The following is a 25286-nucleotide window of genomic DNA, read 5'->3' on the forward strand; positions in this document are numbered from 1 at the left end:
ATCATGACTACGGAAAACCAAGACCAGTCGCCAGTCGTGGCGCTCGATGAGAACAAGATCATGGCCGAGCGCCGCCAGAAGCTGGCCGCGATCCGCCAGCAGGGCATCGCCTTCCCGAACGACTTCGTCCCCCAGCACAAGGCCGCCGACCTGGTCGAGACCTACAGCGGCAAGACCCGCGAAGAACTCGAAGCCGAGCCGGTGGCGGTGGTGATGGCCGGCCGCATGATGCTGCGCCGCGAAGCCGGCAAGAAGGCCGCGTTCGCGACCCTGCAGGACAGCTCGGGCCCGGCCGCCAGCGGCCGCATCCAGATCTATGTCACGCTCGATTCTACCGGCGAAGAGGCCATGGAAGCGCTGCGCAGCTACGACCTGGGCGACATCCTGGGCATCGAAGGCACGCTCTTCAAGACCAAGACCGACGAACTGACTGTCAAGGTGAGCAAGCTGCGCCTGATCGCCAAGGCACTGCGCCCGCTGCCGGACAAGTTCCACGGCCTGGCCGACCAGGAGACCAAGTACCGCCAGCGTTACGTCGACCTGATCATGAACGAAGACACGCGCCGCACCTTCAAGGCGCGTACCGCCGCGATGTCGTCGATGCGCCGCTTCATGGAAGACAACGGCTTCATGGAAGTCGAGACCCCGATGCTGCACCCGATCCCGGGCGGCGCCGCTGCAAAACCTTTCGTCACCCACCACAACGCGCTGGACATGGAAATGTACCTGCGCATCGCGCCTGAGCTCTACCTGAAGCGCCTGGTGGTGGGCGGTTTCGACCGCGTGTTCGAAGTGAACCGCAACTTCCGCAACGAAGGCGTATCGGTCCGCCACAATCCGGAATTCACGATGATGGAATTCTACGCGGCCTACACCGACTACAAGTGGATCATGAACTTCACCGAGCAGGTGATCCGCCAGGCCGCGATCGATTCGAACGGCAGCGCGGTGCTGAGCTACGGCGGCCGCGAACTCGACCTGTCCAAGCCTTTCCAGCGCCTGACCATCGTCGAAGCGATCGACAAGTACGCGCCGGGTTATACGCCCGAGCAGCTGGGCGACATGGAGTTCATCAAGGGCGAGCTGAAGAAGTTCGGCGTCAAGCCTTTCGCCAACGCCGGCCTGGGCGCGCTGCAACTGGCGCTGTTCGAGGAAACCGCCGAAGCCCTGCTGTGGGAACCGACCTTCATCATCGACTATCCCGTCGAAGTCTCGCCGCTGGCCCGTGCTTCCGACGTGCGCGAAGGGATCACCGAGCGTTTCGAGCTGTTCATGGTGGGCCGCGAGATCGCCAACGGCTTCTCGGAGCTGAACGATCCGGAAGACCAGGCGGCGCGCTTCCTGGCGCAGGTGGCGGCCAAGGATGCCGGGGACGACGAAGCGATGTTCTACGACGCCGACTACATCCGCGCGCTGGAATACGGCATGCCGCCGGCAGGTGGCTGCGGGATCGGGATCGACCGCTTGATGATGCTGATTACGGACTCGCCGAACATCCGCGACGTGCTGCTGTTCCCGCACTTGCGTAAAGAGGACTGAGTGCTGGGCCGCTGAAGCGGCTCGATGCATGAGATAAGGCGGCCGTGTGAAAACACGGCCGCCTTTTTCTAGTTAGCTGAAAAACCGTCATGCGCGCCACTGGCGCGTACGACGCTGCTGGGGCGTCTGACCTAAACTGCGCCTTACTGCACCACCGTATAACAGGGCACATACGCCTTGCCCGGCAACTTCATCCGGCTCTGTTCCACGAACGAGGTCAGCAGCGCATCCATCGGTCCCATGAGCGCACTTTCGCCCTGGATCTCGTACTTGCCATACTGCTCGATCGCCCGGATCCCCTCTTCCTTCACATTCCCCGCCACGATGCCCGAAAACGCCCGGCGCAGGTTGGCCGCCAGGTGGTGGGTTTCCTGGTTGCGGTGCAGCTTCAGGTTGCGCATGTTCTCGTGGGTCGGGCGGAACGGCTTCTGGAATTCCGGATCGATCTTGAGCCGCCAGTTGAAGTAATACGCGTCGCTGTGCGCCTTGCGGAATTCGCGCACCGTCTTGATCCCGGCCGACATCGCCTTGGCCACCGCTTCCGGATCGTCGATGATGATCTGGTAGCGCTGCTGGGCCGCGGGGCCCAGCGTGAGGCCGATGAACTGGTCGATCTGGTCGAAGTAGGCGCGCGCCGTGGCAGGGCCGGTGAAGATGAGCGGGAACGGCATCTCGGCGTTATCCGGATGCAGCAGGATGCCGAGGATGTACAGGATTTCCTCGGCGGTGCCGGCGCCGCCCGGGAACACGATGATGCCGTGGCCGGTGCGGACAAACGCTTCCAGCCGCTTTTCGATATCCGGCATGATCACCAGGTCGTTGACGATCGGGTTCGGCGATTCGGCCGCGATAATGCCTGGCTCCGAAATGCCGAGATAGCGCCCGCCATGCATGCGCTGCTTGGAGTGGCCGATGGCCGCGCCTTTCATCGGGCCTTTCATGGCGCCGGGACCGCAGCCGGTGCAGATATCGAGCTCGCGCAAGCCAAGCGCATAGCCGACTTCCTTGGTGTAGTTGTATTCCACCCGCGAGATCGAGTGGCCGCCCCAGCACACCACCAGGTTCGGGCTGCGCTGCGGCTGCAGGATGTTCGCATTACGCAGGATATGGAACACGGCATCCGTGATGCCTTCCGGGCGATTCAGGTCGAAGCGCGGATTGTCGGTGACTTCGAAATGGACATAGACGATATCGCGCAACACCGAGAACAGGTGCTCATGGATACCGCGAATCATCTGGCCGTCGACGAAGGCGATGCCGGGGGCGCCGCGGATGTCGAGCTTGATGCCGCGCTCGCGCTGCAGGATGCTGATATCGAAACTCTGGTAGCGCTCGAGCAGCTCCTTGCCGTCGTCGATCGAGCTGCCGCAATTGAGGACCGCAAGCGCGCACTTGCGGAAAATGTCGTACAAACCGGCCTTGCTGGTATCGAGCAGCTTGGCCACTTCAGCTTTGGACAGGACTTCGAGACGGCCTTCCGGAGAAATGAGGATATCGACAACGTCATGGCTCATGGTTTTGTTTTCCCTTTCATTCTGTAATACGGTGTGGCCTGCTGCCAATATACGCCAAACTGCGCGCTTATTGCGCCCCAATAGGGGGCATTGCATGAGGCAGGTCGCACCATTCGCGAACGTCAATACCACAACCCGAAAAAGTTCGCTTGCGATGAGCGATTTACACTAAAATGCGTGCCTATTGGAATTTCCGGGCAACCGTAAAGCTCCATACAAAAACGATCGATTTTAGATAATGACTTATTAACTTTTGGAGGAACCGCATGAGCGGTGCAGCTATTCCAGCCAAGGGAGAACTTCCAGAATTCAAACAGATCATGGGCCATCCAGCGCCATTGTGGATGCTGTTCATGACTGAATTCTGGGAGCGCTTCGCTTTCTACGGCATTCGTTGGGCCCTGGTGCTTTACATCGTCACCCAGTTCTACGGCGGCGACGCTGTCGGCCAGGCCGACGCCAACCTTACCTACGGTTCCTACCTCGCGCTGGTGTATGCCGGCGCCGTCTTCGGCGGCTACGTTGCCGACCGTGTCATCGGCTACCAGCGTTCGATCCTCGTCGGCGCGGTCTTCATGGCGGCCGGCCTGTTCATGATTACCCTGCCTGACCAGGACATCTTCAAGCTCGGCCTGGCCACCATCATCGTCGGCAACGGCATGTTCAAGCCGAACATCTCGGCCATGGTCGGCCAGCTGTACTCGCTGAACGACACCCGCCGCGATTCGGGCTTCACCATCTTCTACATGGGCATCAACGCCGGCGCATTCTTCGCGCCGATCGTGACCGGCCTGCTGGCGGAGAAATTCGGTTCGCCGGACACCCCGGCCTACAAGGTGGTCTTTGCCGCCGCCGGCATCGGCATGCTGCTGGCGCTGGTGTGGTTCTTCATCGGCCGCAAGCAGCTCAAGGGCATCGGCGCACCGGTCGGCGAACTGGCCAGCCCGAAGCGCCTGATCGGCGTCATCGTCGGCGCCCTGGTCGTGATCCCGATCGTCTACATGCTGCTGCGCGCTGGCGCCGCCAACCTGCAGATCGTGTTGTCGATCATGTTCGTGATCCTGGCCATCATGCTGATCGTCGAAGGCGTCCGCGAAGGCAAGGTTTCACGCGACAAGACCATCGCCATGATGATCATCTTCTTCTTCAACATCCTGTTCTGGTGCTTCTTCGAGCAGGCCGGCAGCTCGTTCACCTTCCTGGCCAACGAAATCGTCAACCGCAACATCTTCGGTTGGGAGATGAAGGTTGCGTACTTCCAGTCGGTGAATTCGGTGGCGATCATCCTGTTTGCGCCGATCATCGCCGCGATCTGGGTGTGGGCCGGCAAGCGTAACGCGAACCCGTCGATCCCGCGCAAATTCGGCCTGGGCATCATCATCAACGGCCTGGCCTTCGGCCTGCTGATGTACGCCCTGTCGCAGCTGCTCGACCCGGTCGGCCAGATCCCGGCCTGGACCCTGCTGGCGGTGTACACGATCCAGTCGATCGGTGAGCTGTGCCTGTCGCCGATCGGCCTGTCGATGGTCACCAAGCTGGCACCGACCCGCCTGGTGGGCCTGGGCATGGGCGGCTGGTTCCTGTCGACCGGTATCGGCAACAACCTGTCGGGCATCTTCGCCTCGCACGTGTCGGGTGAGACCGGCATGTCGGTTGCCTCGGCGCTCGATGGCTACACCTCCGGCTTCTGGATCCTGCTGGTGGGCGGCGTGCTGCTGTTCCTGCTGGCGCCGGTGATCCAGAAACTGATGCACGGCGTGAAGTAAGCAGTCAATCGCTCCACGTAAAAACGGCGGCCTTGCGAGGCCGCCGTTTTTCATTTGATGGCGCATTCAGCGCCGGTCCAGCGTCGACTCCATCGCCTGCATCTCGGCCACCATCCAGTCGCGGAAGCGCTGCACCTTCAGCATGTGTTCCTTGTGCGGATTGACCAGAAAGCGGTAGCCGCTCTCGAAGCGCGCGCTGCGGCAGGGAATCTGGCGCAGCGCGCCGGACTGGATATCCTCGAACGCGATCCCGTAGGGCACCAGCGCCACCCCCTGCCCGGCCACCGCGGCCTGCACCAGCACGCCCCAGTGGGTATAGCCGCGCGAAAAATCGTACTTGCCCTTGAGCGCCTTGTTCACATTGAGCAGCTGCAGCCAGGCTTCCGGCGACTGCACCACCAGCAGGTGGTGCTGCGGCAGGTCGGCCAGGCCCAGGGCCTCCTGGCCCGGCGCGAGCAGCTCGGGGCTGTAGACCGGCACCAGGCGCTCGCGGAACAGCACCGTGGGGTCGCCTTCGGTCACCGGGCCATAGCGGATCGCGACGTCGGTGCTGTCGGCCTGCAGGTCCACCGGCGCGTCGTTGGAATCGATGCGGATGTCGAGCTCCGGGTACTGCTTGGTGAAGCGGTGCATGCGCGGCACCAGCCACTTGATGGCGATCGAATGGGTGGTCGAGATGCGCAGCACGGCTTCCTCGTCGCCGCGCTGCAGGGCGGCGAGCTTGGCGCGCAGGTCGGCCAGCATGCGCCCGGTGGCGATTGCCAGTTCCTGCCCTTTCTCGGTCAGCGAGATGTGGCGCGGATGGCGCACGAACAAGGGGAAGCCGACGTTCTCCTCGAGCTGCTTGACCTGGAGGCTGACCGCCGCCGGGGTCTTGTGCAGCTCGCGCGCGGCCAGCTTGAAGCTGCCCCAGCGCGCGGCGCACTCGAAGTCGATCAGCCCGGACAGGCTGCGCAAGGGTTTCACGCCCCCTCCATGCATAAGTTTTTTTTATTCAAAGCCAGTGCTTTTTCTCGGTTGATGGAATTTGCTGCTTTGCAGAAAATATACTCGATCCTACAAGGAAAAGTCATGGCAAAGAACATACTGGTGATCGGCGGAACCCGCTACTTCGGCAAGCTCCTGGTCCAGCGCCTGCTGCGCGCAGGCCACCGGGTGACCATCGCCACGCGCGGCTACGCGCCCGACCCCTTCGGCGAGCGGATCACCCGCGTACGTGTCGACCGCCGCAACGAGCATGCGATGCGCAACGCCTTCCGCGACGGCATGTTCGACATCGTCTACGACCAGATGTGCTATTCGCCGCTGGACGCGGCCATTTCGGTGCGGGTCTTTGCCGGCCGGGTCGGCCGCTACGTCATGACCTCGACCATCGACGCCTACCGCGACGCCGCGCCGAGCCATGGCGCCTTGCGCGAAAGCGACCTGCCGGTGCTGGCCCAGCCGATCGACACCGCCTACCCGTGGCACGATCCGGCGCGCGCGATCGAGAGCTACGTGGCCGGCAAGCTGCAGGCCGAGGCCTACCTGGTGCGCGACGGCAGCCTGCCGCTGGCCACCGTGCGCATGGCGCATGTGCTGGGTGGGCCGGAAGAATTTACCGGGCGCCTGGCCCACTACGTCGACCTGGTGCGCCTGGGCGCCACGCTGCGCTATTCGAATGGGCAGGCGAAAGTGTCGTTCATGGAGGCACAGGAGGCGGCCGATTTCCTGGTCTGGACCGGCGCCCAGGATTTCCGCGGGCCGGTGAATGCGGCGGCCGATGGCGCGCTGTCGGCGCTGGAACTGCATGCCCGCGTGGCGCAGGTGCTGGGCGGGACCCCGCGCGCGGCCAAGGTAGCGCAGCCGGAAGCGCCGGGGGTGCTGTCGCCCTTCGATTTCGCAGCGCCCCTGGTGCTCGACACCACGCGCGCCAGGGCACTGGGCTACCGCTTCAGCCACACCGACGAGTGGCTGGACGACGCGATACGCCACCACGACCTGGCCTTCGTCTAGAACGAGCGCCCAATGAAAAATGGCCCGGAGCGATCCGGGCCATTTTTTATCAGCGCTTCGCTTTCTCTCGCGCCACCCAGTACAGCAGGCCGATAATCGCCGCGTACGGGATCAGCGTCAGCAGGTTGGCATTGGGCCCCGCGAAGAACGGGTTCGAGGCCTCGGCCCACTTGGCCATGCTGGAGTCGAAATCGGTCAGCACGCCCGCCGTGATGGCGATGATGATGCCGGCCAGCGCGCCGCCGGCGATGTAGCCCGAAGCCAGCAAGGTGCCCGAGCTGCGGTCGCCCGCGGCCTGGCGCTCTTCGTCGTTCATGTCGGCGTTCTGCGGCAGCTTGTTGTTGCGGCGGTCGGCCAGCCAGCGCACCATGCCGCCCACCGCGATCGGCAGGGTGGAGATCAGCGGCAGGTAGACGCCCACCGAAAACGCCAGCGCGTGCACGCCCGCCATCTCCAGCACCACCGAGATCATCACGCCGAACAGCACCAGCGTCCATGGCAGCTGCTGGTCGAGGATGCCCTTGATAATATAGGACATCAAGACCGCCTTCGGCGCGTCGAATTTCTTCACCTCGGTGCCGTCGGGACGGGTCTTGTGGGTGCCGTTGATGCCTGGATCGACCAGGTAGGCCAGCTTGCCGTCGTTGGCAACCAGGTACTTGCCGGCCGGGCCGCCCACGGTGTCGCTCTTCTGCCAGACCTTGTAGGTGTTGGTGTCGGTGGCAGCCTGCGGGCCTTGCAGCTGCGCCGTCTGGGTCAGCTTGGAGGCGTCCACGGTCAGGCCGGGCGCCACCTGCGCCGCCGGCACGTACACGGTGCCGGCTTCGTTCAGCTTCAACAGGATCGGGCCGAGGATCAGCGCCGACGCAAACGCGCCGCACAGGATCGCATACTGCTGCATGCGCGGCGTGGAGCCGACCAGGTAGCCGGTCTTCAAATCCTGCGAGGTGGTGCCGGCATTGCTGGCGGCGATGCAGACGATGGCGCCGACCGACAGCGCGGTGACGTAGTAGCGCCCGCCGGTCCAGCCCATGACCAGGAAGATCAGGCAGGTGAACAGCAGCGTGGCCACCGCCATGCCGGAAATCGGGTTCGACGACGAGCCCACTTCGCCGGTCAGGCGCGAGGACACGGTGGCGAACAGGAAGCCGAACACCAGGATCAGCAGCGCGCCCAGCAGGTTCATGTGCAGCGGGGTCGAGAAGGTGATGATGGCGATGATGGCCAGGCAGCCGATCAGCACCCATTTGAGCGGAATGTCCTGGTCGGTGCGCAGTACGGGACCATTCGCCTTCGCTGCCGCGCCCTTGCCCATGCCGGACAGGCCGCCGGTGAGGCCCTTCCAGATCGTCGGCAGCGAGCGCACCAGCGAAATCAGGCCGCCGGCCGCCACGGCGCCGGCGCCGATGTAGAGCACATAGGCGTTGCGGATATCGTCGGGGCCCATGTCTTTAATGAGCATGGTCCCCGGGGCCAGCGGCACGGTCAGCAGCTCGCCGAAGAACTTGATCATCGGGATCAAGAGCAGGTAGGACAGCACGCCACCCGCCGCCATCGTGAAGGCGATGCGCGGGCCGATGATATAGCCCACGCCCAGCAGCTCGGGCGAGACTTCGGCGCCAGCCGAGCCGCCCCTGAGCGGATTGGCGAATTCGAAATTGACGTAGTCGCGCCAGCCCTTGAACGACACGCTCAGGGTCTTGTACAGCAGGCCGATGCCGAAGCCGCCAAAGATGATCATGGCGCGGCGCTTGGCGTCACGGGCGGCGTCCGATCCTTCTTCGCGCGCTTCGCCGGCGGCTTCGCGCGAGGTCTCGGTGGCGGCGGCTTTCAGCACTTCGGCGCAGGCCGTGCCTTCCGGGTACTTCAGTTCGCGGTGGGCGTCGACGATCATGGTGCGGCGCATCGGGATCATCATCAGGATGCCCAGCAGGCCGCCCAGCACGCCCACCAGCATCACGCGCGAGATCTCCAGGTCGAAGCCGAGGATCATAATCGCGGGCATGGTCACGCCCAGCCCGAAGGCCAGCGATTCGCCGGCCGAACCGGCCGTTTGGGTGATGCTGTTTTCCAGGATGGTGGATTCGCGCGCGCCGAATTTCTTCGCAGTGTGGAACAGTGTGATGGCGATGACCGCCACCGGGATCGAAGCGCTGACCGTCAGGCCGACCTTCAGCACCAGGTAGAGCGAAGAGGCGCCGAAGATCATGCCGAGCACCACCCCCATGATCAAGGCCCGCAGCGTCATTTCAGGCAGTTGTGCGCTGGCCGGGATATAGGGTTTGAACGCGGCCGGATGTGGATCGTAAGGCATGGAATTCCTCTGCTGTGCAGTCTTCGGTAGGGCGGAATCCGTGACTATGGCACATGCCGAAATGGAATGAAAGCGGTTTATAATCCGGCGTCCGTGGCCCTGTGCAGCGCCGGCCTTACCAAGAGAGTTCAGTAGTGACCAAGCCTTCCCCGCCGCCGGCCAAGCCGTCCCGCCGTGTGCTTCGCTTCATCCTGTTCGCGCTGGCCGCCATGCTGCTGTTCGCGGCCGGCGCCGTGATCTACCTGATGGCGACGATCCTGCCGAATGTGCCGAAGATCGATGCCGTCACCGACTACCGCCCCAAGATCCCGCTGCGTATTTACACCGCCGACAATGTCCTGATCGGCGAATTCGGCGTCGAGCACCGCGACTTCGTGCCGATCGCGAAGGTGCCGAAGATGATGAAGACCGCGCTGCTGGCCATCGAGGACACCCGCTTCTATGAACATGGCGGCATCGACTGGATCCGCGCCGCCGGCGCCGCGAAGTCCAACCTGCGCGGGGGCTTCCGCCAGGGCGCCTCGACCATCACGATGCAGGTGGCGCGCAACTTCTTCCTGTCGCGCGAGAAGCTCGTATCGCGCAAGCTCACCGAGATCGCGCTGGCCTACCGCATCGAGGATGCGCTGACCAAGGACCAGATCCTCGAGCTGTACATGAACCAGATCTTCCTCGGCAACCGCTCCTACGGTTTTTCCAGCGCGGCGCGCAGCTACTTCGGCAAGTCGCTGGGTGAACTCACCATCGCCGAGACCGCGATGCTGGCCGGCCTGCCGCAAAACCCCTCGCGCCACAACCCGGTATCGAACCCGAAGCGCGCGCAGCAGCGCCAGCATGCGGTGCTCAAGCGCCTGTATGAGCTGGGCGACATCACCGAACCCGAATACCGCAGCGCGCTGGCCGAACCCCTGCGCATCAAACGCGGCCCGCAAGCCTTCGATACCAGGGCCGACTACGTGGCCGAACTGGCGCGCCAGGCCGTGTACGCGCAGTTCGCCGAAGCCTCGTACGAGCGCGGCATCACCGTGATCACCACCATCCTGAAGGCCGAACAGGATGCGGCCTACGAATCGGTGCGCCGCAACGTGCTCGATTACGACCAGCGCCACGGCTACCGCGGGCCGGAAGCGCGCATCGAGCTTCCCACCGACCCGGTCGAGCGCGAGGAAGCGATCGTCGAGGCACTGCAGAAGCGCCCGTCGAGCGACGGCCTGCTGCCGGCGATGGTCATCGCCGCCTCCCCTGGCGAGGTGCGGGTGGAGACCCTGAGCGGCGACGACATCACGATCGACGGCGCGGGACTGAAGTTCGCCTCCGCCGGCCTGTCACCGAAAGGCAAGGAAAGCGTGCGCATCGCGCCGGGCGCGGTGATCCGCATCAAGAAGCACACCGGCAAGGACGGCAAGGACGACTGGTCGATCACCCAGGTGCCGCAGGTGGCCGCGGCCTTCGTCGCGATCGACGCCGACACCGGCGCCTACCACGCGCTGGTGGGCGGCTTCGACTACAACCTGCAGAAGTTCAACCACGTGACGCAAGCCTGGCGCCAGCCGGGGTCCGCGATCAAGCCCTTCGTCTATTCGGCCGCCCTGGAAAAAGGCTATTCGCCGGGCACCCGCATCCTCGACGCGCCGCTCGACATGCCGGGCGAGAATGCAGGCGACACCTGGTCGCCGCAGAACGACGACGGCGTGTTCGACGGGCCGATCACGATGCGCCGCTCGCTGGCGCACTCGAAGAACGTGACCACGGTGCGCCTGCTGCGCGCCGTCGGCGTCGACTTCGCGCACGACTTCCTGGGCCGCTTCGGCTACGACCTGCCGCGCCATGCCAAGAACTACACCCTGGCCCTGGGCACGGGTGCGGTCACGCCCTTGCAGATGGCCGGCGCCTACGCGGTATTCGCCAATGGCGGCTACCGCGTCAAGCCCTACCTGATCTCGAAAATCGTCGACGGCGACGGCACCATCATCGTCGAGAACAAGCCGCCGGCGGCGAAGCAGGACGGCGAGCGCGTGATCGATGCGCGCAACGCCTTCGTGGTCGACACCATGCTGCGCGACGTCACCCGCTACGGCACCGGCGCCGCCTCGGTGCAGAAGCTCGGGCGCAATGACATCGCCGGCAAGACCGGCACCACCAGCGACGCGATCGACGGCTGGTTCGCCGGCTATGGCGGTAACGTGGTGGCGGTGGCATGGATGGGCTACGACGAACCGCGTTCCCTCGGCGGGCGCGAGTTCGGCGCCACGCTGGCCCTGCCGATCTGGATCGACTACATGCGCGTGGCGCTGGCCAAGGTTCCGCCGCAGGCAGAGAAAATCGAACCGGAAGGCGTGGTGCGCGAGAACGACGACTGGATCTATGAAGAGTTCATGGAGCGGCCCGACCTGCGCGTGATCGACATCGATCCGGGCCTGGACGAGCAGGCTCCTGCGGTGGACCCGGAAACCGGCGAGCCTGCGCTGCAGGAAACTCCCGCGCCGCCGCCCGCGCCTGTGGCGCCGCCGCCACCGCCCCCGCCCGACGCGATTTTCTGATGCTATGCTGACGTGGTTCCTGCCTTGCGCGGGAACCACGCGGGCCGCCCGCAGGTCTGTCATTGGACGGTTCCCGATCCATTATCCAGCACCATTCCTGAGGAGAGCAGCATGGCCTACGTCGACGGTTTCCTCATTCCCCTTCCGAAATCCAATATCGAGCGCTACCGCGAGGTCGCCACCCGCTGCGGCGAGATCTGGCGCGAGCATGGCGCCCTGCAGTTCCGCGAATGCATTGCCGACGATGTCAAGCCGGGCAAGTTCACGTCTTTCCCGCAGTCAGTGAACCTTGGAAGATGGAGAGACCGTGATCTTTTCGTGGATCGTCTACGAATCGCGTGAAAAACGCGATGAGGTGAACGACAAGGTCATGAAAGACCCGCGCATGGCCGAGCTCATGAAGCCGGAAGCCATGCCCTTCGACGGCAAGCGCATGATCTACGGCGGCTTCGACGTGCTGGTCGATCTGTAGTCGTCAATACCGGGCCGCGGCGGTCAAGCGGCCGGTTTCGCACCGGCCGGCGCGTCAGCATGCTCGAATCCCACAAAAGTGTTAAATGACAACGTGAAATGTCAAAGAATGACTCCGCACAATTGACAACGGCACTGGCGGCGTGCCAACATCAGTTTCCTCATATCAACTGACCTGTTCCTGCAGGGACCGCCACGCCATGAATGCATCCACCCTGTCGTTCTCGACTGCCGACTTGGCCTCGCATTTGGATAACTGCACCCCGGAACAGCTCGACCAGCTCGACTTCGGCGTGATCGGCTTCGACGCCGACAGCAATGTCCAGCTCTACAACGCATTCGAATCCGAGGCCGCCGGCCTGTCGCCGCAGCGCGTGATCGGCCAGCCGCTGTTCACCAATGTCGCTCCGTGCATGAACAACTTCATGGTCGCCCAGCGTTTCGAAGATGCGCAAGACGCCGGCAGCACGCTCGACGAGACGGTCGACTATGTCCTGACCCTGCGCATGCGCCCGGTAAAGGTGAAGCTGCGCCTGCTGGCCAGCCCCGCCGGCGCCAGCCGCTACGTCCTCGTCCAGCGCCAGCTGTAACCCACGGTGGACGATACCGAGCAGCTGCGCGCCGAGCATGAGGCGCTGATCCAGTTCCTGTACCTGGCACCGGTCGGCCTGGTGCAGGCGGATATCGATGGCGGCATCGTCATGATGAACCCGATCTCGGCCCAGCTGCTCATGCCGCTCTCGCGCGACGGAGGCCTGGACAACCTGTTTACGGCGCTGGAGAGCGTGGCGCCGGAACTGCGCCACCTGTGCAGCGGCTACGCCAAGGCCGCCGGCAAGATCTGCGACGGCCTCCACCTGCACCTGAATGCCGGCCTGCCCGGGAAGAAGGCCCCGCAGATCCTCTCGCTCACCCTGCTCAAGCTCGACGCCCGGCGCCTGATGGCGGTGCTCGACGACGTCACCGTGCAGGTGCGGCGCGAGCGCCAGCTGCGCCAGAACGACGCCTGGCTCAACGCCATCCTCACCGGCATCACCGACTATGCGCTGGTGGGCCTGGACGCCCAGGGCGGCATCTTGGAGTGGAACGAGAGCATCGGCCGGGTCACCGGCTACGGCGCCGACGCGGTCGGCAAGCCCTATTCCATCTTCTATCCGCCCGACGCGATGACGCCCGAGCACCTGCTCGACCGCCTGCGCGACGCCGGCAAGGACGGCTGGAACCTCGACGAAGGCAAGCGCACCCGCGCCGACGGCAGCGGCTTCTGGGGCAGCGCCATGATCGCCCCCCTGCCCGAGCGCGAGCCGCCCTGCGGCGCCGCGCCGGAAGGCCCGGCCTATTGCCTGATCCTGCGCGACATCACCGACAAGCGCGAATCCAGCGAGCGCCGCCGCCGCGAAGCCTTCGGCGACTACCTCACCGGGCTGGCCAACCGGCGCGCCTTCTTCGAGGCGGCCGAGCAGGAGCTTCAGCGCAGCAATGCGGTGCCGCGCCCGACCGCCGTGATCGCGATCGACGCCGACCATTTCAAAGCCATCAACGACCGCCACGGCCACCCGGGCGGCGATTGCGTGCTGCAGCACCTGGCGGCGATCCTGGGCGAGACCTTCCGCGAAGTGGACGTGGTGGCGCGCATCGGCGGCGAGGAATTCGCCGTGCTGCTGCCCTCCACCGACCTGCCGCGCGCGGCGGTGGTGGCCGAGCGCCTGCGCTCGGCGGTCGCCTCCGAAGTGGTCGATTTCGAGGGCGCCCGCATCCGCTACACCGTCAGCGCGGGCGTGGCCAGCCTGGCCGACGGCGAGGGCGGCATCGACCTGCTGCTCAAGCGCGCCGACCAGGCCCTGTACGCGGCCAAGCGCGCCGGCCGCAACCGGGTCGAGCGCTGGCGCCCCGAGCTGGCCGGCGCCCCCGTCCACCAGGCGCAAGGAGACCGCGATGCTGCCTGACCCGAGCGACGCCTACGAAGCCCTGGTGCAGTTCCTGTACCGCGCGCCGATCGGGCTGGCCCAGATCGCGCGCGACGGCGCGGTCGACATGCTCAACCCGATGGCCTCGAACCTCCTGATGCCGGTCGCCCGCAGCAGCGGCCTGGACAACCTGTTCACGGTACTGGCGCCGATCGCGCCCCAGCTGCCGGAGCTGGCGCTTGCCTTCACCGAGCCGTCCGGCGTCATCTGCGAAGGCCTGCGCGCCACGCTGCCGCCCGACATGACGGCGCCCGGCGGGCCGCAGGTGCTGGCGATCAGCCTCATGAAGCTCGATGCCGAGCGCCTGATGGCGGTCATCACCGACGCCACCCTCGAAGTGCAGCGCGAACAGGAGACGCTGTCGCGCCGCCTGCGCAACGCCGCCCGCACCGACGCCCTCACCCGCATGCCGAACCGCGAGGCGGTGCGCGAGCAGCTGGGGCGCCTGGTGGCGCGGCCGGCATCGAACGCTGAATTCGCGGTGCTGTTCATGAACTGCGACCGCTTCCGCCAGATCAACGACACCCTCGGCCAGGCCGGTGGCGACGCGCTGCTGGTGCAGGTCGCCGACCGCATCCGCGGCGCCCTGCGCCCGCCCAACGACCGGATCGACAGCGCCAGCGGCACCGGCCAGCTCGCAGCCCGGGTCGGCGGCGACGAATTCGTGGTGGTGCTGGACGGGATGCGCTCGCGCGAAGACGCCGAACGCGTGGCCGGCCGCATCCTCGACGCCCTGGCGCTTCCCTACCGGATCCAGGGCCACGAGGTCGTGTGCGGCACCAGCCTGGGCCTGGCCTGGGGCGCCGAAGGCGCGCGCGACGCCGACCAGGTGCTGCGCAACGCCGGCATCGCGATGGTCGAAGCCAAGCGCGCCGGCGGGGCGCGCCACCTGGTGTTCGAGACGGCGATGCGCGAACGCGCCGAGCACCGCGCCGACATCGAGGCCGAGCTGCGCCAGGCCCTGGCCGAAGAGCAGCTGTTTGTGGTGTACCAGCCGGTGGTCGGCCTGCTGGCCGACGGCGGCACCGACCATGCGGCCGGGGTCGAAGCGCTGGTGCGCTGGCGCCACCCGAACCGCGGCATCGTGCCGCCGATCGAGTTCATCGGCATCGCCGAGGAATGCGGCCTGATCGGGGCACTGGGCGACTTCGTGCTGGAACGTTCCTGCCGCGACTTCATGGACTGGCGCGCGCGGCTCGGCAGCGGCGCGCCGCGCCTGATCGCCGTGAACCTGTCGCGCGCCCAGCTCGGGCAGCCAGGCTGGATCGACAGCGTGCGCCGCATCCTGCAAGCCTCCGGCATGCCGCCGGAGCAACTCCAGCTCGAAGTCACCGAGAGCCTGGCCGCGCAAGACCACTGCATCCAGCAGCGCCTGCACGAGCTGAAGGCGCTCGGCATCCAGCTTGCGCTCGACGATTTCGGCACCGGCTACTCGTCGCTCTCCAGCCTGCACCTGCTGCCGGTCGATACGGTCAAGATCGACCGCTCCTTCGTGAGCCAGGCCGACACCAGCCACCACCACCGGGTGCTGATCGAAGCGACCGTCAAGGTGGCGCAGAGCCTGGGCATGAAGACGGTGGCCGAGGGCATCGAGACCCAGTCGCAGGCCGATGTCGTGCGGGCCCAGGGCTGCGCCAAGGGCCAGGGCTATTTCTACAGCCGCCCGCTTCCCTCCGACGGCCTGCTCGAATGGCTCGCCAGCCACGAGGAAGTGGCGGCCTGAGCAGCTTACCGGCCACCGCAGCAGCGGGCCCGGCCGTCCCGCGCGACTTCCTGGCCAGAGCGCAATACCGGACAGTCACGGCAAAGTTCGCTTGTGAGTATGTACGTTCGGTCCTACGTTGACGAACGCACTGTTCCTATTTCCCGCCCTAAGCGCTCCTCGCATGATGGTCTGACCCATCCACCCGAGGAGAATACGAATGAACAACAAGTTCCAAAGCGCACTGCTGGGCGGCATCATGGTCCTGGCACTGGGCGCCTGCAAGTCGCCCGGCACCGACGCAAGCGCGACGTCCGGTTCGTCGATGGGCAGCGGCGCCACCGGCACCAGTCCGTCTGGCCAGAGCGGGACCAATACGGGTACTACCAACGAGCTTGTCACGCCACCGCCAACCCCGCCGGCCACCCAGACGCCACCGCCACCGGCCACCTCCCCGACCAGCGGCTGAGCTCGCTTGACGCAGCGCCCCTGATCGCCCGGGATCGCCCGATCCCCCCGCCTGGCGGCAGCCCAACAGCGCTTGCCGCCAGGCTGCTGCTCGTCCATTGCCTACGTCCGTTCCGCCTCAGGTAGAATCGTCCTGCCCATGGCCCGACACCTTTCCCTATGATAAATTGGCTCGCGCGCCTGTTCGGCGGAACTTCCGCGCTGGAACCGGTCGTACCTCCCGCACAGCCCGCTTCCCCTGCAGCAGCTGTTGTAGATGCACCACCGTTGCTCGACCTCGACCTGGCTTTTTTTCGCTGGCTGGGCGGCGCCGCTGCGCACGTCGGCTCTGCGCCTGAGCAATTGATCCTCGACGAACTGGCCCGCCTCGCGCGCCAGCCCGAGGCGGCCGCCGACCTGGTGCCGCGCGTGCCCGCAGTGATCCCGCAATTGCTGCGCAGCCTGCGCGACGACGGCATCCCGGCTGCCGAGCTGGCGCGCCAGGTGGCGCAGGACGTCACCCTGGTGGCCGAAGTGATCCGGGAGGTCAACAGCCCCTATTACGGCGCCACGGCGAAAGTCGGCACGATCGAGGGCGCACTCATGCTGCTCGGCCAGAATGGCTTGCGCATGCTGCTGGCGCGGGTCGCCTTCCGTCCGGTGATCAGTGCGCAGGGCGGCCGCCTGGCGCGCCAGGCCGCGCCCCAGGTCTGGAGCCAATCGGAGAAATGCGCGGCGGCGGCCAGCATGGCGGCGCCCGCGCTCGGCGCGGACCCGTTCGAGGCCTACCTGGCAGGGCTGATGCAGAACGTCGGCCTGATCGTCGCCTTCCGCCTGGCCGACCAGGTGGCAGGGGCCGCGGCACTGCCGCAATCGGACGCATTCGCCCACGCGCTGATGGACAGCGCGCGCACGCTGTCGGCGCGCATCGCGGCGCTGTGGGAGTTGCCGCAGCCGGTCAGCGGGGCGATCCTGCAGGCCGGCATGGCCGGCGCAGCGCCGCTGGCGCAGGCGCTGCGCGAGGGCGACCGCCTGTCCAAGCTGCGCCTGCTGCTCGACGCCGGCATCGAGGGCGCCTCGGGGCTGGCCGCCGCCCTGCCGGCAACGCAAGCGCGTATCTTCGACCAACTCGCCGCAAGGGACGACTGATGGGTTTCCAGATCGAGCAAAAACTCGTCATCGCAGTGGCGTCCAGCGCGCTGTTCGACCTGTCCGGCTCGCACCAGGTGTATGTCGATGAAGGACCCGAGGCCTACCGCAACTACCAGGAGCGCCATCTCGACGTCATCCTCGGCAAGGGCGTGGCCTTTTCCTTCATCCGGCGCTTCCTCAACATCAACCGCTGCTTCCCGGCCGAGTCGCCGGTGGAAGTGGTGCTGCTGTCGCGTAATTCGCCCGAGACGGGTTTGCGCGTGATGCGCTCGATCGCCCACTACGGGCTCGATATCTCGCGCGCGGCCTTCATGAACGGTGGCGCGCCCTACGCCTACCTGCCGGCCTTCAATGCGTCGCTGTTCCTGAGCGCGCACGAGGAAGACGTCAAGCGCGCCATCGCGGTCGACTATCCGGCCGGGCTGGTGCTGCCGTCGCGCATCGCCGACGACGAGGACGACGTGGAACTGCGCGTGGCCTTCGACTTCGACGGCGTGCTGGCCGACGACGAATCGGAAAGCGTCTTCAAGCACAACGGGCTGGACGAATTCCACGCCCACGAAACCCTGCACATGGCGCGCCCGCACCAGCCCGGGCCCCTGGCCGACATGTTCCAGAAGCTGGCCATGATGCAGCGGCTGGAAGACGGGGCGCAGCGGCGCGACCCGGCCTACCGCAAGATCGTGCGCATCGCGATCATCACGGCGCGCAGCGCGCCCTCGCACGAGCGCGTCGTCACCACGCTCAGGAGCTGGGGCGTGTCGGCCGACGAGACCTTCTTCCTGGGCGGGATGGACAAGGGGCGGGTGCTGTCGGTATTCAGGCCGCACATCTTTTTCGACGACCAGCTGACCCATTTACAGTCCGGGCCGGGCGGCACCATCCCGATGGTGCACGTGCCCTTCGGTGTCGCCAACCGCCGCGCCATGCCCTGAGCCGTCCGCCAGCCCGTGGCGCCCGGCAACGATAAGCCCATTCGTCTATAATGGCCAGCCCCTGTTGCGAACGTCACTGCGCGCTCAATGCCCTTCGATCTCAAGAAAAATCTTCCCAAGCCAGCCAGCCGTTTTGCCCTGCCGGCCCTGCACGGTTCGAGCGATTCCTACGCGCTCGCCACCGCGGCGCTGGCGTTCAAGGCCAACAAGCAGATGCTCACCGTGGTCGTGGCCAATGCCAGCGACGGCCAGCGCCTGCTCGACGAGATCCCCTGGTTCGCCGATGGCAAGCTGGCCTGCCACATGCTGCCGGACTGGGAAACCCTGCCCTACGACGCGTTCTCGCCGCACCAGGACCTGGTGTCCGAGCGCCTGGCCACGCTGCACGAGATCCGCAACGGCCAGTGCGACGTGCTGGTGGTGCCCGCCACCACCGCGCTGGTGCGCCTGGCCCCGCCCTCCTTCCTGGCGGCCTACACCTTCTTCTTCCGCCAGGGCGAACGCCTGGACGAGGCCAAGCTCAAGGCCCAGCTGACGCTGGCCGGCTACAGCCACGTGTCGCAGGTGATGTCGCCGGGCGAATACTCGGTGCGCGGTGGCCTGATCGACCTGTTCCCGATGGGCTCCGTCCTGCCCTACCGCCTCGACCTGTTCGGCGACGAGGTGGAATCGATCCGCACGTTCGACGCCGATACCCAGCGCTCGCTGTACCCGGTCAAGGAAGTGCGCCTGCTGCCGGGCCGCGAATTCCCGATGGACGAAGCGGCGCGCACCGCCTTCCGCGGCCGCTGGCGCGAGCGCTTCGAGGGCGACCCTTCGCGCTCGCCGGTCTACCGCGACATCGGCAGCGGCATCGCCTCGGCCGGCATCGAGTACTACCTGCCGCTGTTCTTCGAAGAGACCGCGACCCTGTTCGACTACCTGCCGCCCGATTCGCCGCTGGCCCTCATCGGCGACATCGAGGCCGCGATCGGCCGCTTCTGGGTCGATACCGAATCGCGCTACAAATTCCTGAAAAGCGACCGCGAACGCCCGATCCTCGAGCCGCGCGAGCTGTTCCTGGGCGCCGAGCAGTTCTTCACCTGCGCCAAGCCGCACGGCCGCTGGGCGATCGCCAAGGACCCGGCGGCGCCGGCATCCGAACTGTCCGCGCCGATCCCCGACATCTCGGTCAACCGCCGCCTGGACGACCCGCTGGCCAACCTGCGCGCCTTCCTGCTGCGCCTGGACGCCCGGGTGATGATCTGCGCCGACTCGGCCGGCCGGCGCGAGACGCTGCAGCAGTACTTCCACGAATACCAGCTCGACCTGGCGCCGGTCGAGGGCTTCGAAGGCTTCCGCGCAAGCGGCGCCAAACTGGCGCTGGGCGTGGCGCCGCTGCAGGCCGGCTTCGAGCTGACCGAAGCGGCAACCGGCCGCCTGGTATTCATCACCGAGACCGAGCTGTATGCGGGCTCGGGCCGGCGCGCCGGCAAGAAGAAGCAGGAAGCGACCAGCCAGGTCGAATCGATGGTGCGCGACCTGTCCGAGCTCAAGATCGGCGACCCGGTGGTGCATATCAACCACGGCATCGGACGCTACATGGGCCTGATGAGCATGGACCTCGGCGAAGGCGAAACCGAGTTCCTGCACCTGGAATACGCCAAGGAGACCAAGCTCTACGTGCCGGTGTCGCAGCTGCACGTGATCTCGCGCTATTCGGGCACCTCCGCCGAGGACGCGCCGCTGCACGCGCTTGGCTCGGGCCATTGGGAAAAGGCCAAGCGCAAGGCCGCCGAGCAGGTGCGCGACACCGCCGCCGAGCTGCTCAACCTGTATGCGCGCCGCGCCGCGCGCCAGGGCCACGCGTTTGAATATTCCAGCACCGACTACGAGAACTTCGCCGGCAGCTTCGGCTTCGACGAGACTCCCGACCAGCTTGAAGCCATCCACAACGTCATCAAGGACATGACCTCGGGCCGCCCGATGGACCGGCTGGTGTGCGGCGACGTCGGCTTCGGCAAGACCGAGGTCGCGCTGCGCGCCGCTTTTATTGCCGTCATGGGCGGCAAGCAGGTCGCCATCCTGGCGCCGACCACGCTGCTGGCCGAGCAGCATGCCCAGACCTTTGCCGACCGCTTCGCCGACTGGCCGGTGAAAATCGCCGAGCTGTCGCGCTTCCGCACCGGCAAGGAGATCAACAACGCCATCAAGGGCATGGCCGACGGCACCCTCGACATCGTCATCGGCACCCACAAGCTGCTGTCGGCGGACGTGAAGTTCACCCGCCTGGGCCTGGTGATCATCGACGAGGAACACCGCTTCGGCGTGCGCCAGAAGGAAGCGCTGAAAGCCCTGCGCGCCGAAGTCGACGTGCTCACGCTGACCGCGACCCCGATCCCGCGCACGCTGGGCATGGCGCTCGAAGGCCTGCGCGACTTTTCCATCATCGCAACCGCGCCGCAAAAGCGGCTGGCGATCAAGACCTTCGTCCGTGGCGAAGACGGCTCCGTGATCCGTGAAGCCTGCCTGCGCGAGCTCAAGCGCGGCGGCCAGATCTACTTCCTGCACAACGAAGTGGAAACCATCGAGAACCGCCGCGCCATGCTGCACGAGCTGCTGCCCGAAGCGCGCATCGGCGTGGCCCACGGCCAGATGCATGAACGCGACCTGGAAAAGGTGATGCGCGACTTCGTGGCGCAGCGCTTCAACATCCTGCTGTGCACGACCATCATCGAGACCGGCATCGACGTGCCGACCGCGAACACCATCATCATGCACCGCGCCGACCGCTTCGGCCTGGCCCAGCTGCACCAGCTGCGCGGCCGGGTCGGGCGTTCGCACCACCAGGCCTATGCCTACCTGCTGGTGAGCGACGTGACCACCCTCACCAAGCAGGCGCAGCGCCGGCTGGACGCGATCCAGGCGATGGAAGAACTGGGCAGCGGCTTCTACCTCGCCATGCACGACCTCGAGATCCGCGGCGCCGGCGAGGTGCTGGGCGAAAACCAATCCGGCGAGATGCTCGAAATCGGCTTCCAGCTGTATTCGGACATGCTCAATGAAGCGGTGCGCTCGCTCAAGGCCGGCAAGGAGCCTGACCTGGCAGCGCCCCTGGCCACCACCACCGAGATCAACCTGCACGTGCCGGCCCTGCTGCCGGCCGACTACTGCGGCGACGTGCACGAGCGCCTGTCGATCTACAAGCGCCTGGCCAACTGCGAAAGCCAGGACAAGATCGACGGCATGCAGGAAGAGCTGATCGACCGCTTCGGCAAGCTGCCGGAGCCGGTGAAGGCGCTGATCGAGACCCACCGCCTGCGCATCGCCGCCAAGTCGGTCGGCATCGTCAAGATCGACGCCCATGGCGAAGCGGCCAACCTGCAGTTCATGGAAAAGCCGCCGATCGATCCGCTCAGGATCATCACGCTGATCCAGAAGAACCGCCACATCAAGCTGGCCGGCCAGGACAAGCTGCGCATCACCGCCAGCATGCCCGACCTGGCGGCCCGCGTGACGCAGGTGAAACAGACCATCAAACAACTGCTCGCTTAATTTTTTCCATTCCATGAAGATGAACCTGGTGCTGCAGGGGCCGCAGGCCTCGCAAGATTCGCTCGACCGCCTGGCCCGGCTGGCGCAACCGGAGCGCGTGCTCCGGCTGGGCGAGCACGCCCTGCGCTGCGAAGGCGTGATTTTTTCGGCCGAGCTGAAGGCGCGCATCGACGACGCCGCCTACGCCGCCGGGGTCGACGCCAGCTTCATCGAACCGGGGCGCAGGCTGGCCGACTTCCGGCTGGTGGCCATGGACATGGACTCGACCCTGATCACCATCGAGTGCATCGACGAGATCGCCGACATGCAGGGCTTGAAGGCGCAGGTGTCGGAAATCACCGAAGCGGCAATGCGCGGCGAGCTCGATTTCGCGGCCAGCCTGAACGCCCGCGTGGCGCTGCTGGCAGGCCTGGATGCCTCCGCCCTGCAGCGGGTGTACGAAGAACGCCTGCGCATTTCGCCGGGCGGCGAAGCGATGCTGCGGGCCGTGCAGGCCGCCGGCATCAAGACCCTGCTGGTCTCGGGCGGCTTCACCTTCTTCACCGATCGCCTGAAACCGCGGCTGTCGCTCGACTATACCCACGCCAATGTGCTGGAAGTGGCCGATGGCAAGCTCACCGGCCACGTGCTGGGCGGCATCGTCGATGCGGAAGAGAAAATGCGCACCGTAGGGCGCGTCTGCGCGGAACTCGGCATCGAGCCCAACCAGGCCATCGTCATGGGCGACGGCGCGAACGACCTCAGGATGATGGGCATTGCCGGCCTGTCGGTCGCCTTCCGCGCCAAGCCGGTGGTGCGCGCGCAAGCCTCGGTGGCGCTGAACTTCTCGGGCCTCGACGGCTTGCTGAACATCCTGCAATAAGCGGGCGGGTGCATGCGCGCCAGGGAATTTTCGTTCATGGCGAACCTGCGGGAAAACCATAAGTTTCCGCCGAATCCATAGTTCAGCGCAGGCCACGAGCCAGCGCAAACCTCGTGCCGCGCACGATTGGATGCGGGCCGCGGCTGGTCTATGTTGATGGTGCGGCCGCCGCGCGGCTGCCCTCATTCGACAGGAGCATGCCATGGCTTTCGAGGCGTCGTACCGCACCCTTTCCGCAACCCGCAAGGCGGCCGGCGACGGCGCCCCGCCGCCGAACCGCGCCCGGCGCCGGCTCGTGCTCGGCGTCCCGGCGCTTGCCGGAGCACTCGCGCTTGCTCCCGGCCACGCCGCCGCGCAATCGTGGCGCTCCGAGGGCTGGTCCGCCACCTGGGGCTGCGCCCCGGCCGGGCCGCCGCCGTCCGCCAGTACCATGAGTTTCGCCGGGCAGACGCTGCGCATGATCGCGCACGCCAGCACCGGGGGCAACCGGGTGCGGGTCAGGCTGACCAACGAAATGGGCAGCACGCCGCTGGTCATCGGCGCGGCCCAGATCGGCCTGCGCGCCAGCGGCCAGGCGGTGCTTGCCGGCAGCAACCATGCGCTCACCTTCGGCGGCCGCAGCACCATCACGATCCAGCCCGGCGCTCCTGCCATTTCCGATCCGGTGTTCCTGCAGGTGGGGCCGTTCGCCGACCTGGCGATCAGCCTGTACTTCCCCGGCGCCGCCAACGCCACCACGATCCACCGCGACTCCTGGCAGACCAACTACGTGTCCACGGCGGGCAACTTCGCGGCCAGCACCACTTTTACCCTGTCGCGCTCGATCGCATCCTGGCCTTTCCTGAGCGAAGTGCAGGTCGACGGCGGCGCGCCCTGTGTGGTGGCCATCGGCGATTCGATCACCGACGGCCAGGGCAGCACCGGCAACGTCAACCGGCGCTGGCCCGACTACCTGGCGCGGCGCCTGCAGGCGGAACTCGGCAGCGCGGGCCGCATCGGCGTGGTCAACCGCGGCATCGCCGGCAACCGCCTGCTGCTCGACGACGCCAACGCCCTGCTGGCCGGCCGCGACGTGCTGGAGCGCTTCGACCGCGACGTGCTCGCCACACCGGGCATCCGCGCCGTAATCGCCGCCATCGGCATCAACGACATCGTCTACGCCTCCGGCGCCGCGCTGTCCGGCATGCGCGACGACCTGGTAGACGGCTACCGCCAGCTCATTGCACGGGCGCACGGACGCGGCATCGCGATCCTCGGCGCAACGCTGCCGCCGATGCAAGGCTTCGTGTATTACACGGCGGCGCGCGAAGCGGCGCGCCAGGCCACCAACAGCTGGCTGCGCTCGTCGAACGCGTTCGACGCACTGATCGACTGGGACATGGTATTGCGCGACCCGGCCGCCCCGGCCCGCCTGCGCAGCGAGTACAACAGCCGCGACTGGATCCACCCGAACGACGCCGGCTACCAGGCCCTGGCCGCCGCCGTGCCGCTGGCGGAACTCACGTCGCTGATGGCCTGAAGGCCGGGCTGCGCCGGGGCCGGCAGTGTAACAACGTGTAATACCGCGCGGCACCCTGACGCGACTTTTCATATCATGGAGGGATCAGGAGGACCGCCATGAAGAAACTCATCATTATTACCGCGTCGCTGGCCATCCTGGCCGGTTGCGCCGCGCCGGGGCCAAACTACGGCAGCCGGAATTACGCCCGCTCGGGCGATCCGAGCCAGTGGCAGGTGGTGTCGGTCACGCCGGTGCCGCTGGGTACCGGCGCCCGCGCCGCTGCGTCGGGCGAAGCCGGCACCACGACCTACAGCAGCGCGCCGGTGTACGTGCAGCAGCAGCCGACCTATGTGCAGCAGCCCGTCTATGTGCAGCAGCCGGTGTATGGCTACGGGGCGCAGCCGGTGTATGTGCCGGAACCGGTGTACCAGCCACGCTACTACTATCCGCCGGTCTCGATCGGCCTGGGCTTCAACTTCGGCCGCGGCTGGGGGCACCATCGTGGGTGGGGCGGTTCGGTCGGGACGCGTTTCCCCTTCCACTACCGTCGTTAAGACGCAAAAAAGCCGGCCCAGCCGGTAATGCCGTTCAGTTAGGCTGAACCTATTCCTTCGTTAACGTAAGAACGTCGTTCCGGCGGAGGCCGGAACCAAAGTTTGCAAGCGTTTCGATAGCGCTAGTAGAACTTGGGTTCCGGCCTCCGCCCACTGCTGTCCGGAATAATTCTGTTGACCTCTTCATCAGAATAGGCACCCCTGATTTTTGGCGTGCGTCTGCCATTCTCGTCGCCTTCGGACAGCAGCGGCTTCCGCGTCAGGACGTTGGAAAAGGGTGGCGCTGATCAGGCAGAGAAAGTCCCACAGCGAGTTGGTGGCTTGCCTTGAATGGTGCAGCAGAGCCACGAGCAAGTAAGTGATCAGGGCAGTCAGGATCTGGATTCTGACTGCATTTTCCGAGCGGCCCAGGAACGACTTGATCTTCAAATGCTGTTTGATCCACTTAAAGAACAGTTCGATGCCCCAGCGTTCCTTATAGCGCTGGGCGATT

At 66.1% G+C, this 25286-nt stretch carries 17 protein-coding genes and 2 pseudogenes; 15 read left to right on the forward strand and 4 right to left on the reverse strand.

Features of this window, described 5'->3' with window-relative positions; all coding sequences use genetic code 11:
* The first annotated feature begins 3 nt into the window (after positions 1-3).
* The gene (lysS, locus tag BM031_RS20835) at positions 4-1539 is read left to right on the forward strand and encodes a lysine--tRNA ligase (RefSeq protein ID WP_091876477.1); all 1536 of its coding nucleotides are present in this window, start codon (positions 4-6) and stop codon (positions 1537-1539) included.
* Positions 1540-1682: 143 nt separating this feature from the next.
* On the opposite strand, the gene ppnN is transcribed toward lysS, so the two are convergent.
* The gene (gene ppnN, locus BM031_RS20840; protein ID WP_091876478.1) at positions 1683-3053 is read right to left on the reverse strand and encodes a nucleotide 5'-monophosphate nucleosidase PpnN; all 1371 of its coding nucleotides are present in this window, start codon (positions 3051-3053) and stop codon (positions 1683-1685) included.
* Between the two features lie 320 nt (positions 3054-3373).
* Here ppnN and BM031_RS20845 point away from each other — a divergent pair, with 320 nt between their 5' ends.
* Positions 3374-4819 carry a peptide MFS transporter gene (locus BM031_RS20845; protein ID WP_441293477.1) on the forward strand — a complete coding sequence of 482 codons (1446 nt, stop codon included), beginning with the start codon at positions 3374-3376 and terminating at the stop codon, positions 4817-4819.
* A 66-nt stretch (positions 4820-4885) separates the two neighbouring features.
* On the opposite strand, the gene BM031_RS20850 is transcribed toward BM031_RS20845, so the two are convergent.
* Positions 4886-5785: a LysR substrate-binding domain-containing protein gene (locus tag BM031_RS20850; protein ID WP_229409084.1), complete on the reverse strand. Its 900-nt coding sequence runs from the start codon at positions 5783-5785 to the stop codon at positions 4886-4888.
* A 105-nt stretch (positions 5786-5890) separates the two neighbouring features.
* Here BM031_RS20850 and BM031_RS20855 point away from each other — a divergent pair, with 105 nt between their 5' ends.
* A complete protein-coding gene (locus BM031_RS20855) occupies positions 5891-6814 on the forward strand; it encodes an NAD-dependent epimerase/dehydratase family protein (protein ID WP_091876481.1) in 924 nt (307 codons plus the stop codon).
* A gap of 49 nt (positions 6815-6863) precedes the next feature.
* Here BM031_RS20855 and BM031_RS20860 read toward each other — a convergent pair whose 3' ends face one another.
* Positions 6864-9128 (reverse strand): OPT family oligopeptide transporter, encoded by a 2265-nt coding sequence (locus BM031_RS20860; RefSeq protein ID WP_091876482.1) that lies wholly within the window; start codon positions 9126-9128, stop codon positions 6864-6866.
* A 209-nt stretch (positions 9129-9337) separates the two neighbouring features.
* On the opposite strand from BM031_RS20860, the gene BM031_RS20865 reads away from it, so the two are divergent.
* The 12 genes and pseudogenes from BM031_RS20865 to BM031_RS20920 all read left to right on the forward strand — a co-directional run bounded on the left by BM031_RS20865 (position 9338) and on the right by BM031_RS20920 (position 24793).
* The gene (locus BM031_RS20865) at positions 9338-11668 is read left to right on the forward strand and encodes a penicillin-binding protein 1A (RefSeq protein ID WP_091876496.1); all 2331 of its coding nucleotides are present in this window, start codon (positions 9338-9340) and stop codon (positions 11666-11668) included.
* Positions 11669-11779: 111 nt separating this feature from the next.
* Positions 11780-12140, forward strand: a pseudogene (locus tag BM031_RS20870) (DUF1428 domain-containing protein).
* 199 nt (positions 12141-12339) lie between these two features.
* A complete protein-coding gene (locus BM031_RS20875) occupies positions 12340-12729 on the forward strand; it encodes a PAS domain-containing protein (RefSeq protein ID WP_091876483.1) in 390 nt (129 codons plus the stop codon).
* A gap of 6 nt (positions 12730-12735) precedes the next feature.
* Complete coding sequence (locus BM031_RS20880) at positions 12736-14085, forward strand: sensor domain-containing diguanylate cyclase (RefSeq protein WP_091876484.1); 1350 nt, start codon at positions 12736-12738, stop codon at positions 14083-14085.
* Positions 14075-15829, forward strand: coding sequence for a putative bifunctional diguanylate cyclase/phosphodiesterase (locus BM031_RS20885; RefSeq protein ID WP_091876485.1), 1755 nt, complete (start codon positions 14075-14077; stop codon positions 15827-15829). Before BM031_RS20880 ends, BM031_RS20885 begins: the two co-directional genes overlap by 11 nt.
* A 199-nt stretch (positions 15830-16028) precedes the next feature.
* A complete protein-coding gene (locus tag BM031_RS20890; protein WP_091876486.1) occupies positions 16029-16277 on the forward strand; it encodes a hypothetical protein in 249 nt (82 codons plus the stop codon).
* Between the two features lie 266 nt (positions 16278-16543).
* Complete coding sequence (locus tag BM031_RS20895) at positions 16544-17404, forward strand: HDOD domain-containing protein (RefSeq protein ID WP_229409085.1); 861 nt, start codon at positions 16544-16546, stop codon at positions 17402-17404.
* Entirely contained in the window at positions 17404-18342 is a 939-nt protein-coding gene (locus BM031_RS20900) for a 5'-nucleotidase (protein WP_091876488.1), read from the forward strand. The genes BM031_RS20895 and BM031_RS20900 overlap by 1 nt, the downstream gene beginning before the upstream one ends.
* An 87-nt stretch (positions 18343-18429) precedes the next feature.
* Positions 18430-21876, forward strand: a complete 3447-nt coding sequence (gene mfd / locus BM031_RS20905) for a transcription-repair coupling factor (RefSeq protein ID WP_091876489.1) — start codon at positions 18430-18432, stop codon at positions 21874-21876.
* A gap of 19 nt (positions 21877-21895) precedes the next feature.
* A complete protein-coding gene (gene serB / locus BM031_RS20910) occupies positions 21896-22738 on the forward strand; it encodes a phosphoserine phosphatase SerB (protein ID WP_091876497.1) in 843 nt (280 codons plus the stop codon).
* Between the two features lie 202 nt (positions 22739-22940).
* A complete protein-coding gene (locus BM031_RS20915; protein ID WP_091876490.1) occupies positions 22941-24257 on the forward strand; it encodes an SGNH/GDSL hydrolase family protein in 1317 nt (438 codons plus the stop codon).
* Between the two features lie 98 nt (positions 24258-24355).
* Positions 24356-24793: a hypothetical protein gene (locus BM031_RS20920; RefSeq protein ID WP_091876491.1), complete on the forward strand. Its 438-nt coding sequence runs from the start codon at positions 24356-24358 to the stop codon at positions 24791-24793.
* Positions 24794-25134: 341 nt separating this feature from the next.
* On the opposite strand, the pseudogene BM031_RS26100 reads toward BM031_RS20920, so the two are convergent.
* Positions 25135-25286, reverse strand: a pseudogene (locus BM031_RS26100) (transposase); the annotation flags it as partial.

Origin of the sequence: Massilia yuzhufengensis (assembly GCF_900112225.1) — a bacterium.
GTDB classification, from domain to species: domain Bacteria; phylum Pseudomonadota; class Gammaproteobacteria; order Burkholderiales; family Burkholderiaceae_D; genus Telluria; species Telluria yuzhufengensis.